Here is a 14,521-nt window from a genome sequence, read left to right as displayed (position 1 = left end):
TAAATAATATACATTTTATTTAAATTAAACTTTTATTCAATAAATAAAAGATAGATTTAAATAAAATCATAAAAGAAGTTGACTTCATTTAAATTAAACAGAAGATTTTACCAACAAACACATTGTCTTGATACGCAGTTGAAATCTTAATTCAGTTCTTTTTTGTTGTATCTTTTCAAAAAATAAAAAAATATGGCTGGCCCTAAAAGAGATGAAGCAAAATCTATTCTCTCGTATGTACGACAAGAGCTTAGATACATGGATGAAGATCTGAGGAACGATGGTCTACTTCCTGAGTTGTCATCACTAAGATCAGTATACGAACAACTTTCAACTTTACTAGAGCTTTCAGACGGTAGGAGAAAAAAGAAAGAGAAGCCTGAATTTCCTGAAGACAAAAAAATTTAAAAAGCCAAACAAATTAATAAATTCAGAAATCCATTACTTGAAGAATAAAAAACTTAAAAAATATATTCACCTCTTTTTTGTTTTTCCATATAAGTGACCCGTAGTAGTCTATTCTAATAATTAAGGTAACTAACTATATAGCTCAAATAAAAAATACCTATTTTTTGTTGAACTAATGCCAAAAAATCATACAAACTCCAGCGGTGAATCTAATCTTCTAAGCCCTATGAGTGGGATTACTTTTTGGGAAAAAGGAGAGATGGCATTTACAGCGCTAAGAAGAATTAATGAGCATAAAGCTAATAATGAACTGGGAAAAGCCCAAATAATGATGGATGAATGGATTTTATAAAAATAATAAGTAAAAAATAAATAAAATATTTTAATTTCAACGGATTAGTAAGGTAAATCAAATTTTTTGTTCTAAACAAATGTAATTCCCATTCATAAAAAAAAGGTTTGGCTATCTTCCCTAAAGAATGCTCATAAGATGATAACTATAATTTCAAGTAAAAGAAAAAACAATCAAACAAAGGTATTAGGTATATCAATTGAGGAAGCCTTAATTGCTATTAATTAATTTGATATTATATATTCTAATAATTTCATAATAAAAAACTATTAAAGTTAAAAATAATCTAAATAGATCATCTTTCAACAATAGGGATCATTATGAATTGATATCAGACAAAGATTTAATTATATGACCCAAGAGAAAACTATAATCAATAGTTATTTCAATAGTTTCAGCAGTTCATTATGTTTCAAAAAATATTCAAAATAAATAATAATAATAGTTTAAAATTATTGATAAAATTAAGCCGATTAAAAAAAGAAAACAGGAAGGTATTCTAAAGAATGCAGAGATCAACAAAAATCACGCATAAATCAAATCAATGGATTAGAAAGTAGTCGTATTAGTTCTTCTAAGGATCACCCAAAAAGTTTTTTTTATAAGAAATTTTAAATATAAACATGACAACAACTACTCGCCCAAAATCAAACTCATCTAATCTCCTTGAAGAAGCATTAAATCAGCCTCCAATTGGAGAGACAGCTAATTTCACATGGAACGCAACTCCACTAGGAATTGCAGCGATTTATAAGGGAATTTCTCCTTCAAAGCCTCCATATGAGCAAGCAATTAAAGAAGGGGAGGAATTATCTATGGATTTAAGTCGTGAAGAGAGAGAATTTCATCTCACCCAAAAAGGACTTGCGCTTATTTTCTATTCTTAGAAGTAAATCAAAAATTTATCAAATCATAGCCAAAAATTTTGTACTCAAAAATTCAGTTATCTTCAACTGATGAGTCTATGACCCATTCTTCAGGCAATCCAAGCAGAACAAGAGCTTTATCCTCCCAATCTGTATCGATTGACCAATCGTAAGGAACTTCAAAAGACAACTTTATCTCATTTTTATTTTTAATGTATGTTTTACTTTTAGGGAAAGCTTTATTAGCAATATTATTTTCATATATATACAAATCGTCTGAATTAACGTATTCAACATAACCTAAGCTCTTTATATTCTCTTCATACTTCAGTTCCAGTCTTACATTAAAGCAATGAGCCTCATCCCAGTCAGAATAGTGAGAAAAATATTTATCCCAAGAATTTGACATTCAAAAATAAAGACTACAAAACAGACTACTAGATAAAAACATATATGAATCAGAAATATAAGAGAGAAATATTAAATATACAAATTACTTGATTTAGTCACAGTAGATATAGAAAACTCTGAATTATTAATTGGTGAAGGTGAGAAAATTAAAATCATTAAGTACCCAAGTACCTAAAGTAAGCAGTCCAAATCCAGCAATAAACATCATCAATGCAACAACCTTGTAGCGAGTAGCTTCAGAGCCTCTTCTTAGTAAAAAGGTCTCAGCAGCAAAAGAACTTGTTTGAGGAACGATCTTTTGTGCTTTGTTTTTTCGTGATGAAAACATTTTTTCATGTCGCCTTCTATTAAATTAATGTAATTTTGCTTCGACCGCGAAGAATGGCTGAACTAAAAATAAGTGCAAGACAATAAAAAAGGTAATGGGTATTAAAAGAACAACCATAAAGACATAGCTAAATCCACAACAAAAACCGCAGGTACACTCATATTGAAATAACTAAAGGAAGTATCTAAATCAACTGCTGTCAAAAAAAATATTCTCTAACAACAAAAAAGATAAGAGTAATGAAAAAGACAAAAGGATTGATTCCTTTGACTCAATCATACAATTTTTTTAAAAATTCAATAGAACATTATCTCTTCATCCAATGAAATGACTTAATGTAAAAATAAAAGGAAATATATAACTTGACCAGCGAGAACAATAGAAAAAAAATAAATTTTTTAATAAATGAGAATGATAAACATGTTTTGGTAATATTTTATATTATTGCTACGATTTATTTAGAAAGTTATTATTTAATGTTTTAAAATGATCATCCGAAAGAATCATAGTTTCAATTATTGGATAGATCATATTCTGTTTATAGATTAATAATATATCTTTCACTACGCTGTTGGCAAAGTCTAATGATTCTAAGAATTCAGTAGAACAATATACTCCTTTCCATGGCCTATACTTAAATCTAGCTAGAAATTGCTTTGAAGGAATTAAAATACTCCCAAAAAACTTAAAATTTGAATTCTTAAATTTATTTTTGATCGTATTATTTACAATATTTTTTAATATTTTAATTCTGCTTTGTAGAAGATTATGATCTGTACCAAATTGGATCCAGACTGAGCCCACCAAACCGGATTCAAGTTTCTTTTCCAGTCTAATAATCTCTTCTTCAAACAAAAAGGTAGGCAAATAAGGATTAAATGCTACACCAATAGATAAGTCTTTAGTATGAGATACGGGATTATCCTTAAGAGATGATAAAGCAGAAACAGAATCTAAAGTCGACCTTTTTTGAGAACCAGATACAAGAAGTATTTGCTTACAGCCCAAATATTTTACAATCTGTAGAAATTTAATAAACGAATCCTGAGTATTTTGTCTATTTCTTCTGAATTCATGGAGAATACTAAAATGAGGGACAATATCAACATTCGGAAACTCTTCTTTTGCTATTTTAATGGACTTTAATAGAAAATCTTTTTTTAAATTGTTTTTACAAGGTATATTAATTTTATTAAGATTGTTTCTTTGATAAAAAGATAAAATTCTACGAAGTTCATCAAATGATTTAAAAGATATTTCTGTCCTTATATTATTCAAGTTAAATAATATATCATTCATTTGCTGTACATTCAAATAGATTGTTTTGTACAATCTAACATAATTATTAAAAAAAGAGGATTAAATATAGATTAATTAGTAAGTGTATATATAAGATGTACATAATTAGTTGAAATATTATAAATAGATTTTAAAATTCAAACACATCTAGAGAGCTAACATGGATATCATTGAAAAGTAAGATTGAGTAGTCAGAGCAGCCACTTGTCATAGTCTAGATTTGAAGGGAACAGTAAAATGTAAAGAAAAATAATTAAATATCAATCCAGAAAGGCCAAGGTGAATTTTTTACTATTTAATATATTTGCAAAAAAATAGTTACTTAAAAATGAATAGTGGTGTTTTAATTTATCAATTAAATTTGAAGTCTCTAAATTATTTATCTATTTTTGTTGGTTTGTTTATTAAATAAGTCTTTATCATTCTCAGAAAAACGTTGATTGGCATCTTTCAACAATAAAACAGACAAATCCTTTACATTGTAAATAAAATTCTTTTGATTAAGGTAAATTTTATTTATTAATTCCTTAATTTCTAAATTAAATGTTGAATTAGACAACAAAACAATTGATGTCCACGAGAAAATTACAGTTGAAAATATGATACATAGCTTGAAAAGTTTATTGAACGTATATAGCAATTTTAAAACCCATAAAATAACCAAATTGATAATAACTAGTAAACAGAATAATGTAAAATTTTAATTTTGTTTCATGCTGTCTTGGTAGTTTTGCAATCAAATTCAACCCAATTGGAATCAATCAATTGCTGCCATGTCTTTTGAGAGTCCTGTTTTGTGACCTTTCTTCTGCTTTTAAACTTCATAGGTTTTCCGTTTGGAACAACTCCCCACATATCAATAGTGAAATCTGTAGTATTGTTCTCCTTTTCATTTGATCCCTTTTTAAAATCAAAATGAATGGCCCATTTATTGTGAGGATCTATAAGCCAACCAATAGGAGCTTTTAAGTTTTCTAATTTTGCCATCAAAAAATAAAGTCTTATTTGTGTTTTTAAATAAAAAAATAGGTTTCGTCAAGCCTCAGAATCTAAAGTGAAGATGAAGAAGTAAAAAAATAAATATTTAAAAAGGTTGAAAAAATAGATATAATAATTTCATAGAATCAACATAATAAGATGTCCACCGAAGCTGGCAGCACCCAATGTAGAGGTTTAATAGAAGCCAAAGAAAGTCTTCTCAAAGCAATGAACTCACTTGGAGCAATAGAGAAGACAGAGCAAATACAACAAACATTACGTGATATCTATAATGAACTGGAAATACTCCATGAATCCAGAAGGAGAAAAGAATCGAACAATCTAAATTGAATATGTGACTATATAGATTCCAATAATTAATTGAAGAACATCCTTATATAAAAGAATTTATATTTTTTCTTAGATATAATAATTAATGCGTTTTAGATTAGATACTGTAAATAAATATAATCAGAAATACCTTGAATTAAATAAACATAAAATTAGTATTAACCAATTAAATAATAGCAAATGTGAGATGTAGCTGATAAAATATCTAAAATCTAAATATAAATGTCAAATCAAGATCTTAAAATATGCAAATTAGAAGATCTTGATAAATTGAGATCAGCCCCTACATTAAATAAAAAACAATCAACAATACTTCTTAATGAACTTAGGAATCTTGTTAAAAAATCAGATTGGATAACTATCGGAATTATGGCACCTTCGTTACAAAAAGGTCTTAATGCAATTAGAAGCTTAGAAAAAAAATTTAATTACAAAGCGCTGAAATGCATCACATTACCAAGTTCTGAAGGCCCAGTCTTCCTAAAAGCGAATCAAAAAACAGGCGAAATTCACGCAAGAATTGAATATGGATTGGGAGAAGGGATATTAATTAGCTGTCAAAATTATGACAATTCATTGAGTTCAAAAACTATTGGTCCCTTTCCATTAGATTTCTTTGAGTAAAAAAAATTATAATTAATCAGTCAGAATACAATGTGAATACTTCAAAGAATTGAATCTAAAAACAAACAAAAAATAGATTCCTGACAAAAGAAATGCTATTGTAATTATGATAATTCAAAATAATTTTTTTTATACATTACAAACACTAAAATTCAATGATAAGTTAATGAAGCAAATGTTTAGCCACGTAAAACCTATTAGAGAAGATTTAATAGAATCTTTTTTTAGTATAAATGGATAAAGAAAGAGTAAAATTCTATCAGTCTGGTGATGGCTCTTATTTTTATTCCGCTGATGATGCATCCAAATGGGATCTTCTTGACAGGGTTGGGCAACTAAATCTACTACACGTATTAAAAAAAGAATGGGAACCTGAGGAAACAAGTCAAAGTAAATTAAGGAAAGTACTTCAAGAAATAAATATCGATGAGTTCGAGGATTTCATGGCAGATGTACTAGGCATATGTGAGTCATTCGAAGAAATGGTATATGAATTTGAAGGCAATATAAATCTAAGTCCCGAATATTTAGAGAGGTTTTATCCAGAAGAGACAGAAAGTCTAGAGAAGTTAAAAAAGCAGATAAAAGAACACAAAGAATGGAAGGAGAAGCATCAAGCTTCATATCCATTTCTAACTAGAAAACTATTGGAGAAGCATGAAAAAGACAATAACGAAAATAATTCTTAACTGTTTATAAATAGATAATCCAGTCTTAAAAAACAACCAGCAAGTTAATCTTTACGTAGTATTATAGGATTGATCTATCGATTTTATATATTAATATTATCAATTAACTAATTAAATAAACATGCCTATTAAAATGATGTTAGCTAAGATTAGGACTTAAATGAGTCACTTTATTTAGTATATTTACTCTTTAGCATTAACTTCAAAACCTGAATTATATATTTAAGCTTTAAAGCAAAAGCAGTGAGCCAATAAGACAGCTTTTAAAACACTTAATTAAACATAATAGTTGACCACTAATATCTCTTGCATAAGCTTGCTATCAATCATTTCAGGATTAACTGAGAAAATCGGGCTTTCTTGAAAATTCAATTAAATTCTCGATATGCACAAAACTTCCGCTGCTACAACAAGAACTTTGATGAAAATCATAATCAAGTGATTTTACCTACACGATCAGCAGAAAAATCTATTATAGTCTTTACAAATGTTTACACAAGGTTCTTTCCTCTAAAACTAATCAAACACCTCATGAGATTAATTACCACTTCTTTTCCACAAACTAAATCATTCTCGATAGGAATTTTTTAGGCAAGATTTCAAATTTAATCTCAAAGCATCAAATTTACATAAAACAATGACTTCTACCAATCCAAAATCTACAAGTTTGATCAATAGAGAAGATGTAAATGAAATGATCGAGAACGCCATAAGAAGGCATAACAGAAGATCTACTATTATTTCGGCAATACTAGGATGGATTCTTATTGGTGGATACTCATTTGGCTTGTTTCACGTAGTTCAGAACATCTAGTTAAATAGAGTTATTTAGATCTATTAGAGTAACAACATTCATTTAAAATAAATTAAACAAAATTGAAAATACGCTAAAAAGATATAAACAATTAATCCTCACTCGTATTAATACTTCAAAAGTTCACACAAATGATATTTAAGTAAATTTCTATCAAACACGGCTCCATTTGTCTTGATAAGGTAGTTGATAATCTTCCTTATTCATTGGGATCCAACTCCAATCGGTGCATATAGATATTTGATAACCAATTACGTACAAAGCTAAGATTGCATTCAATAAATTGATATGCGAAATAGGTGTATCCATGGTCTAATAAATTATTTTTAAATTATAGCTATAATCATTTTAGAATTTAACTCCCAATCAAAAAAGTGGCCATTAACGTATAAATTAGTATGAATTAATAATTAACTATCTAAAAATCCAATTATATTTAATTAACATTAGAAATTTAACATTCCCGAAATAAGTATTTACTTACTATTAATAATTGGAACTGTAGGATGATCATATGGATCATCATTCAAAATAGGTGCGCATACTTGACGACAAGACTTTCCCTGCTCATCCTCAATACAAACTTCTAAACATTCAAAATATCTGTCTTGTGCCGTTTTCATATTTTTTTAATCAGAAGTAACTAAATATACTATTGAACGATTAAATTTCTCGGTAAGTTAACAAAACTTTTTTAGGTAAATGCACTTATCAACGGTCTTTTAAGTGAAATAATATCTCTGAGGATCTTTTATTAGCATCACACGCTAATGCACATTCTGTTAATTCCTTGTTAGCAAGAACTTGAATTATTCTAGTCATATCAACAGAAGATAATTCTCCATCAGGACTCCATTTAAGCGTGGTTTTTCTTTGAATGGGTTTGGTCATGTCACTCAAATGAAACTAAGTTATATTTGCATAGTTTTTAAAATCCTAATTTTTTTTTAGATTGTTTTTATTTTTCTAAAAAAAAAATATTAGGTATAAAACACTAACCAAATTATTGTGTAAGAGATTTTATTTTAATAATTAGCTTAAAAAGAAATAATTATCTGTAATTGAAAAATATTTATCTAGTTTTTATACGTAATCTATTCAGCAAAAACAAAACAAAGATTTTGTATTAGCAATTGAGGTAAAAGATAAAGTGTTAACTGGATGATGAAGAGCTTAATTCAGAAATCTCAGATTTTTCGCTCTGAAATTTATGTGTTTTGATTTTTAGGTCTTTAATAAAGAACTTTGCAAATTGTTGAGTTTCGTTTTTTGGCATCGAAGATAAACTCACTGAATGTTTTCTAAACTAAAAAGATGATTTAGTCTTGTATAAGATAGCGAAAAGAAGTGAACACCGTGTGTGAAAACCGAACAGAGATATGTTGAAGTTTTGATTTTTTTTTTACTTCTAAGGGTTATGGATTTCTTATAAACCCTTACATTAGTAGAAAAAAATTAAGAGCGAGAAAAATATCATATATACAATTTAAATCCGTCTAATAAGAAATATTTAATCTCATCGTTTAATTTTAATTGGTAGATCTTGTCCAATTTTTTCTAACCTTAGTTTTTTTATCGCCTCTAAGTATAAAGAGCATTAGCAGTGGTGCAATTCCCATCAATGGTACTAGGAGATTCATAGCATAGTTATGGGTTTCTTCCATTTTAAAATATTAATAATTATAAATTCTAGTAAAATTTTAAAATGTGTTAATGCGTAGAAATTCTCATTAGGGTTAATGAACCATTTAAATACAGTGGAATAAATTTAGATTTTAAAAATGAGTGATATCCCTGCTTTTTCTATTTTTTGTAGATAGAATATAATAACTGATTTTTGCGTAATAGAAATGAGCGTTAATTCTTTTAATATTAACTATTTATCTCCTACAGGATTAATTGGTTTTTGGATCTTGTTCATAGGATTAATCTTTACAGGTGTTTTGTTTTATTTTGTCTTCTTTAGGCTGAATGAAGATGAAGATTCATACAAGGATAAGGAAAGGAAAAGACTAGAAATAGAAAATCAAAAACAAAGGATAGCTAGGCTTTATCCAAAATAAAACACTATCAATTGAAATATATTAAGCCATAAAGTTTAGCCCTGTTTTAACAAAATAGATTAATATTGAGAACCTAAAACTGCATAATTAACTTTTAAATTTTTGATCTCTTTTTAAAAGGTCATAAGACTTAAATCTCATGAAAAGTCGAAAAGAGCTCAAAAGATGAGAAATAAGTTTTTAAAGCAGACTGATCAAGCTTCTATTACATCTCGTTTTTCTTCTGAGGATTTTGGTTTTTTGGGCTAATAAAAAGAGATAATAGGATGATAAAAATAAGGCTTCTGATTAATGGGAGCCTAATTTAATTAAATCTATGGCTTCGAATCAAGGAAACACTGGTATTGGTATGAATGAAAAATCCCCATTTTCATCAGCCGAGAAGCAGGTTCCCGCAGCTTTAACAATGATGGTCGACTCAATGACGAGCATGGTAGAAAGAGCAAAAATTGATTTAGAGAATGCTGATCAACGAGCTAGAGCCGATCTGGAAAACATAGATCAAAGGGCAAGAAAAGACGTTGCACTTCTCGATCAAAGAGCAAGAGAGGACATACAAAAAGTTGATCAAAAAGCCAGAAGGGACATTGCCATTCTTGATAAAAGGGCACGAGAAGATCATGAGTTACTTAGAAAGGTTCGCCAAGCTAAAGGATTGGCCTCTTGATATCAATTGTCCATATGCTCCTAAACGCAAGATAAAAAATAAAAATATTTTTGTATATTTGATTAATTTTTTACTAATAATACTTAGATTAGGGCAGGGGAATAAAGCCTAAATTTAATTGAATAAAAAAACTTTGGAACAACATTTTAAATAGCTATTAAGCTGCTGTCTTAAATCATCCTTCCAAAATTGGATACAACCAATCACATTAATTCATTACTATATAAAATATTTAATTAAAATAAACCATAAGGAACAAACGTCAGATACAGCCAAATCTATCAAGGAGAAAAATAACTCAGGCTAGAGAATGATTTATGTCTTTAGCGATCAGTCCTTTAACTATCACATCACATCAATCTGTCGATTGATCAATTCACATACTGGAATTAAATGCTTGATACTGAGAATGGATCAGCACTTTGGTAGAGCAAACCCAATATGTCAACTCAAGGAAACTGCTAAGAGCAACTATGGAAGTTGATTAAGGAATTAGTTAGCCTTTGCCGTAAAGCCCAAGAAGCATCGACCTGAACTGACTCAAGAATTAAAAAGCAACTACATCATTGACATAAATTAGATTTGAGGCTGTCCTGGTAGGACCATTTGGTAGGACCACCAAGAAGAAAGGGATTATTAAATATTAATTAACCCAGTCATAGCAATGACCTAAAGGGTTAGTACCGCCTTGCCGTATGGCCCAAGAAGCATCGACCTGGAAGAACCAGAGGGGGAATCAAAGTGAGGCTTCGTTTCCAGAACCAGCTGGTATACGTTGCTTTCACGACAGCATCCCCAAATCGAAAGAGAGTCAGATCAGAGCACTTTAGAAGGCTTTTACCAACAAAGCAGTACTAGGACAATCTAAACCAAATCTCATCAAGAAGTAGGCCATATTGACCTTATGGTTTTTAAAACATCTAATGCTTCTTTTTTTCTAGACAAGGCATCTTTATGATTCAAGAGATAAGTAACGTGTCCAAGCTTCCTTCCTTTTTTTTCTTCTTCTTTTTCATACCAATGAAGATGCACACCAGGAATGGCCCTTAAATTATCTAACCTCTGAGCGAGTGTTATTGGATAGTCAGCTTGCAAACCAAGCAAGTTTGCCATTAAGGCGCCATTAACAAGCATTTCAGGCGTAGGCACATCAATACCAGAAGTGACACATATTTGCTGATCAAACTGGCTGCTAGAACAAGCATCTATCGAAAAATGACCTGAGTTATGAGTCCTCGGAGCTATTTCATTTACAAGTAATCCTTCAGATCCATAGAAAAATTCAATAGCAAGAACTCCAACATAATCCAACTCAGCCAACAAGGAAGATACGATATTTTTCACCATAAGATCAACGTCATGATTTATATCTGCTGGAGCCAGGACCCAGTCACATACTTGTTTAGATTGGTATGTCTCTACGATTGGCAAACTTCGAACAATTCCTTTTGAATCCCTACTTGAAACAATTGATAATTCTTTATCGAAAGAGACCCATTTTTCTAACATCCATTGCTCGTCGTTTTGAACCAGAAAAAATTCTTGAAGTTGTTTTAAATTTTTAATAATTTTAGTTCCTTTCCCGTCATATCCGCCTTTGGCAGCTTTTGCCATCAATGGGAATTCCCAATCGGAAGGGATTTCCAGTTTCGATGATTTTTCTAAAGGGATAGAAAACCAATCAGGGCAGGGAATATCAAGACTGTTTAACAACTCTCTTTGAGTTATTTTATTAATTAAAGGTTTTATTGATTGAAGCCTGGGGACAAAAGAAACTCCGTTATTTTGAAGAGAAAGTAAACTTGGTATATCAATCCACTCATTTTCAAAAGTAATCAAGCGAGTCTTTTCCGCAAGAAGTTTTGTACCCTCTGCATTAGTAGGATTAAGAAGAACTACTTGATTTGTCTTTTTGGCAGCAGGATCAGTTTTAGCTGCTGTCTGAACAACGACATCAACATCTCTTTTTTTTCCAGCCTCAACAAGAAGCATTGCTAACTGTCCTCCACCCACAACCCCAATCATTAGTTCAAGACCTCATTTTTAAAGCTTTGTGCACTTGTAGACAAACATCAAAAATTTCGTACTAAGAAAAACAAATAAGTACGAATTTTGATTTTAATAAAAACATCCTTTATTCACAACCTACAGAATATTCCACTGTGTAATTATTGTGATCCCGAAATAAATACTTAACGCATATGAACATATATCATTGGTTTATGAATTATGTTCATCAACTATAAAGTTACTTCCATCTTTTGGTGGTTTAGCCTAAATAAGTCATCAAAAAAGAATCTTACATCCTTACAATTGTGAATAAAGACAACCTCAATATAAAAGTCTCTTTAACTAGCAACCCATACGAGGTAGTGATAGGAGAAAATAGTCTTGAATGCATAGGAGATGAGCTGCGTAAAATTGGTTTTAATGATGGGCTAAAAATATTAGTCGTTTCTAATAAGGAAGTCTCAGATCATTACAGTGATTGCATAATTAAAAGTCTAATTAAAAATAAATTCAAACCAAGACTTCTAATATTAAAAGCAGGCGAAGAGCAAAAAAATCAACTTTCTATAGATTTAATCCACGATGCGGCTTATGAAGCCAGGTTAGAGAGAGGATCATTAATGATTGCGCTTGGAGGCGGTGTAATTGGAGACATGACTGGATTTGCAGCAGCTACTTGGTTGCGTGGAATACATGTAGTCCAAATCCCTACAACTTTACTTGCCATGGTTGATGCATCAATTGGCGGTAAAACAGGCATAAATCATTCAAAAGGTAAAAATCTTATAGGTGCTTTTCATCAACCTAAATTAGTGTTGATAGACCCCAAGACATTATTTACTCTCCCAGCCAGAGAATTCAAAGCAGGTATGGCCGAAATAATAAAGTACGGAATCATATCAGACCTAGAACTATTCGAACTTCTAGAGAAGGAAGACAATATATCTGATCTTTCAAGAATAAATGAGAGGCTGCTAATAGAGATAATTAAGCGCTCTGCAAAATCCAAGGCAGAAATTGTTGTAAAAGATGAAAAGGAAAGTGGAGTTAGAGCATTCTTAAATTATGGACATACATTTGGCCACGTAATAGAAAATCTATGTGGTTACGGGAAATGGCTTCATGGTGAGGCTGTAGCAATGGGAATGGTTGCAGTGGGTCAACTAGCTCTTCAAAGGGGACTATGGGAAAAGATTGACGCAAACAGGCAAAAAAGATTAATAGAGAAAGTAGGTTTACCAACAAAGTGGCCTGGGCTTGAACTAGATAGTGTTCTAAGTTCACTTCAAGGAGATAAGAAAGTCAAAAACGGCAAAGTGAGTTTCGTTATGCCCTTAAAAATTGGTGAAGTAAGTTTATTTAATGATATCTCTAATCAAGAAATACATGAATGCTTGCAAAACCTTAGTTAATTGGCTCTTCAAGAAAACGATTACTTAAAGCCACATCATAACTATTCTCCTTTTGGAAAGCTAACCACCTAAATTCCCCCAGTCCCGTTGGATCAACGAGCCTCAACAATGACTCCCTTCGATTTAAAGCGGCCGATAAATCTTGACTACTCATATTTTGAAGAGAAAATAGAAATTTTGAAAGTCCTAATGCCAATAGAGCCTGTCCCTGCCTAGTCTCACCCATAAACTTCCATCCGTTTGTCATGGCATAATTAATAGTTGATTCAATACATAAATGAGCTGTTAAATCACTTAAACCAGGGTCTTTCAAAATATCTGAATTTGCCTTTTGATTCCTGTAAGAAATAAGAGTACCGTCCTTTCTAATTGCGCTGTAATATCGCCTAGATTCCATCGCATAATCGACAACTAATAAAGAGCCATTGATTAATATCTTAGACAATCTTTCAAACAAATTCGGCAAATCACAATGCCATTCAGTAATCCATCTGTCACAGATACCCTTTGGTGGGAACTCAATATTTAAAAGACCATTCGAATTCTGCAAAAATTTCATAATTTCTGAAGTCGGTCTGAGGTCAACAAACTCCAAAAAATATTCATCATTTAATTTTCTCAAAGAAACTCCTTGTCTAAATACATTATTTTCAGTAAAGACTAATCTCTCTACTGGTAGAGCATCTAAAACCTCATTTGCAATAACTACACCTGTTACTGGCCTTAAAATAAGATCTTCTATGTTGCTCCACCGAACATTAATGCCCTCTAAGTTATTAACTACTTTTTCTTGTCGTTTTTTCATACCTAGATTTAACTCAATTAAAACAAGCTCAATTCTACTGATTAAAGCAGGTGAAATTTCAGCAATAGCGACTATTAAATCTCTTGATAAAGTTCCTTCTCCTGGTCCAATCTCAACAAGTGAAAGTAATTCGGCTTTGGTTCCTGATTTTTCTAAATCTAAAAACCAATCAACAATTTGAATAGCTAATAAACGTGCAAAATCATTACCCAAAGATGGTGAGGTGCAAAAATCTCCATCCCTTCCAATATTCAATCTCCCAGTTGAATAAAATCCATTTTCAGGATCATTTAAAACTAAATCCATATACTTGTGGAAACTTATTGAGCCACCACAATCAACAATCCGTTCGATCAACCACTTTGGGCATCTCGCAGTCGGGTCAATCATGATGGAGAATATGTTTAAAGAGAATCAAGCACATGCTAAAAAAATCATTTAAGA

Annotated in this window: 19 protein-coding genes and 1 other RNA gene; 10 read left to right on the top strand and 10 right to left on the bottom strand. The window is 30.7% G+C overall.

The annotated features are described in order from the left end of the window. Positions 1–192 precede the first annotated feature (192 nt). The 3 genes from AC6EI0_RS00690 to AC6EI0_RS00680 all read left to right on the top strand — a co-directional run bounded on the left by AC6EI0_RS00690 (position 193) and on the right by AC6EI0_RS00680 (position 1,647). Positions 193–408, top strand: coding sequence for a DUF8635 family protein (locus AC6EI0_RS00690; RefSeq protein ID WP_498522624.1), 216 nt, complete (start codon positions 193–195; stop codon positions 406–408). 175 nt (positions 409–583) lie between these two features. After that, positions 584–760: a hypothetical protein gene (locus tag AC6EI0_RS00685; RefSeq protein WP_498522623.1), complete on the top strand. Its 177-nt coding sequence runs from the start codon at positions 584–586 to the stop codon at positions 758–760. 623 nt (positions 761–1,383) lie between these two features. Then, positions 1,384–1,647, top strand: coding sequence for a DUF8674 family protein (locus AC6EI0_RS00680; RefSeq protein WP_498522622.1), 264 nt, complete (start codon positions 1,384–1,386; stop codon positions 1,645–1,647). Positions 1,648–1,699: 52 nt separating this feature from the next. Here AC6EI0_RS00680 and AC6EI0_RS00675 read toward each other — a convergent pair whose 3' ends face one another. The 4 genes from AC6EI0_RS00675 to AC6EI0_RS00660 all read right to left on the bottom strand — a co-directional run bounded on the left by AC6EI0_RS00675 (position 1,700) and on the right by AC6EI0_RS00660 (position 4,651). Continuing rightward, positions 1,700–2,035 (bottom strand): hypothetical protein, encoded by a 336-nt coding sequence (locus tag AC6EI0_RS00675; protein WP_498522621.1) that lies wholly within the window; start codon positions 2,033–2,035, stop codon positions 1,700–1,702. Between the two features lie 126 nt (positions 2,036–2,161). Further along, entirely contained in the window at positions 2,162–2,365 is a 204-nt protein-coding gene (locus tag AC6EI0_RS00670; RefSeq protein WP_498522620.1) for a hypothetical protein, read from the bottom strand. Positions 2,366–2,812: 447 nt separating this feature from the next. Continuing rightward, on the bottom strand, positions 2,813–3,664 hold the full coding sequence (locus tag AC6EI0_RS00665) for a hypothetical protein (protein ID WP_498522619.1): 852 nt from the start codon (positions 3,662–3,664) through the stop codon (positions 2,813–2,815). A gap of 711 nt (positions 3,665–4,375) precedes the next feature. After that, positions 4,376–4,651 (bottom strand): DUF1651 domain-containing protein, encoded by a 276-nt coding sequence (locus AC6EI0_RS00660; protein ID WP_498522618.1) that lies wholly within the window; start codon positions 4,649–4,651, stop codon positions 4,376–4,378. Positions 4,652–4,801: 150 nt separating this feature from the next. On the opposite strand from AC6EI0_RS00660, the gene AC6EI0_RS00655 reads away from it, so the two are divergent. From AC6EI0_RS00655 to AC6EI0_RS00640, 4 genes are all read left to right on the top strand, one after another. After that, positions 4,802–4,993 (top strand): hypothetical protein, encoded by a 192-nt coding sequence (locus AC6EI0_RS00655; RefSeq protein ID WP_498522617.1) that lies wholly within the window; start codon positions 4,802–4,804, stop codon positions 4,991–4,993. A 222-nt stretch (positions 4,994–5,215) separates the two neighbouring features. Then, positions 5,216–5,617 carry a DUF1824 family protein gene (locus AC6EI0_RS00650; RefSeq protein WP_498522616.1) on the top strand — a complete coding sequence of 134 codons (402 nt, stop codon included), beginning with the start codon at positions 5,216–5,218 and terminating at the stop codon, positions 5,615–5,617. 233 nt (positions 5,618–5,850) lie between these two features. Next, a complete protein-coding gene (locus AC6EI0_RS00645; RefSeq protein WP_498522615.1) occupies positions 5,851–6,306 on the top strand; it encodes a hypothetical protein in 456 nt (151 codons plus the stop codon). A 637-nt stretch (positions 6,307–6,943) separates the two neighbouring features. Continuing rightward, the gene (locus AC6EI0_RS00640; RefSeq protein WP_498522614.1) at positions 6,944–7,120 is read left to right on the top strand and encodes a hypothetical protein; all 177 of its coding nucleotides are present in this window, start codon (positions 6,944–6,946) and stop codon (positions 7,118–7,120) included. A gap of 153 nt (positions 7,121–7,273) precedes the next feature. Here AC6EI0_RS00640 and AC6EI0_RS00635 read toward each other — a convergent pair whose 3' ends face one another. The 3 genes from AC6EI0_RS00635 to AC6EI0_RS00625 form a co-directional block, all read right to left on the bottom strand. After that, positions 7,274–7,429 carry a hypothetical protein gene (locus AC6EI0_RS00635; protein ID WP_498522613.1) on the bottom strand — a complete coding sequence of 52 codons (156 nt, stop codon included), beginning with the start codon at positions 7,427–7,429 and terminating at the stop codon, positions 7,274–7,276. Between the two features lie 167 nt (positions 7,430–7,596). Further along, positions 7,597–7,743, bottom strand: a complete 147-nt coding sequence (locus AC6EI0_RS00630) for a hypothetical protein (protein WP_498462511.1) — start codon at positions 7,741–7,743, stop codon at positions 7,597–7,599. 88 nt (positions 7,744–7,831) lie between these two features. Continuing rightward, on the bottom strand, positions 7,832–8,011 hold the full coding sequence (locus AC6EI0_RS00625; RefSeq protein ID WP_498522612.1) for a DUF8633 family putative protein: 180 nt from the start codon (positions 8,009–8,011) through the stop codon (positions 7,832–7,834). Between the two features lie 959 nt (positions 8,012–8,970). Here AC6EI0_RS00625 and AC6EI0_RS00620 point away from each other — a divergent pair. Continuing rightward, complete coding sequence (locus AC6EI0_RS00620; protein ID WP_498522611.1) at positions 8,971–9,183, top strand: hypothetical protein; 213 nt, start codon at positions 8,971–8,973, stop codon at positions 9,181–9,183. Positions 9,184–9,499: 316 nt separating this feature from the next. Continuing rightward, the gene (locus AC6EI0_RS00615; RefSeq protein ID WP_498462508.1) at positions 9,500–9,850 is read left to right on the top strand and encodes a hypothetical protein; all 351 of its coding nucleotides are present in this window, start codon (positions 9,500–9,502) and stop codon (positions 9,848–9,850) included. 676 nt (positions 9,851–10,526) lie between these two features. Here AC6EI0_RS00615 and ssrS read toward each other — a convergent pair. Both ssrS and AC6EI0_RS00605 read right to left on the bottom strand, forming a co-directional pair. After that, positions 10,527–10,708, bottom strand: a non-coding RNA gene (gene ssrS / locus AC6EI0_RS00610) — 6S RNA. Positions 10,709–10,729: 21 nt separating this feature from the next. Then, positions 10,730–11,875: a 5-(carboxyamino)imidazole ribonucleotide synthase gene (locus AC6EI0_RS00605; RefSeq protein WP_498522610.1), complete on the bottom strand. Its 1,146-nt coding sequence runs from the start codon at positions 11,873–11,875 to the stop codon at positions 10,730–10,732. A gap of 290 nt (positions 11,876–12,165) precedes the next feature. On the opposite strand from AC6EI0_RS00605, the gene aroB reads away from it, so the two are divergent. Then, positions 12,166–13,272, top strand: coding sequence for a 3-dehydroquinate synthase (gene aroB, locus AC6EI0_RS00600; RefSeq protein ID WP_498522609.1), 1,107 nt, complete (start codon positions 12,166–12,168; stop codon positions 13,270–13,272). On the opposite strand, the gene AC6EI0_RS00595 is transcribed toward aroB, so the two are convergent. After that, the gene (locus tag AC6EI0_RS00595; RefSeq protein ID WP_498522608.1) at positions 13,265–14,467 is read right to left on the bottom strand and encodes a class I SAM-dependent methyltransferase; all 1,203 of its coding nucleotides are present in this window, start codon (positions 14,465–14,467) and stop codon (positions 13,265–13,267) included. The genes aroB and AC6EI0_RS00595 overlap by 8 nt on opposite strands. Positions 14,468–14,521 lie beyond the last annotated feature (54 nt).

Source organism: Prochlorococcus sp. G5PB11 (genome assembly GCF_059772425.1).
The sequence above is the reverse complement of the archived record's forward strand: the minus strand, read 5'-3'. Positions and strand labels throughout refer to the sequence as shown.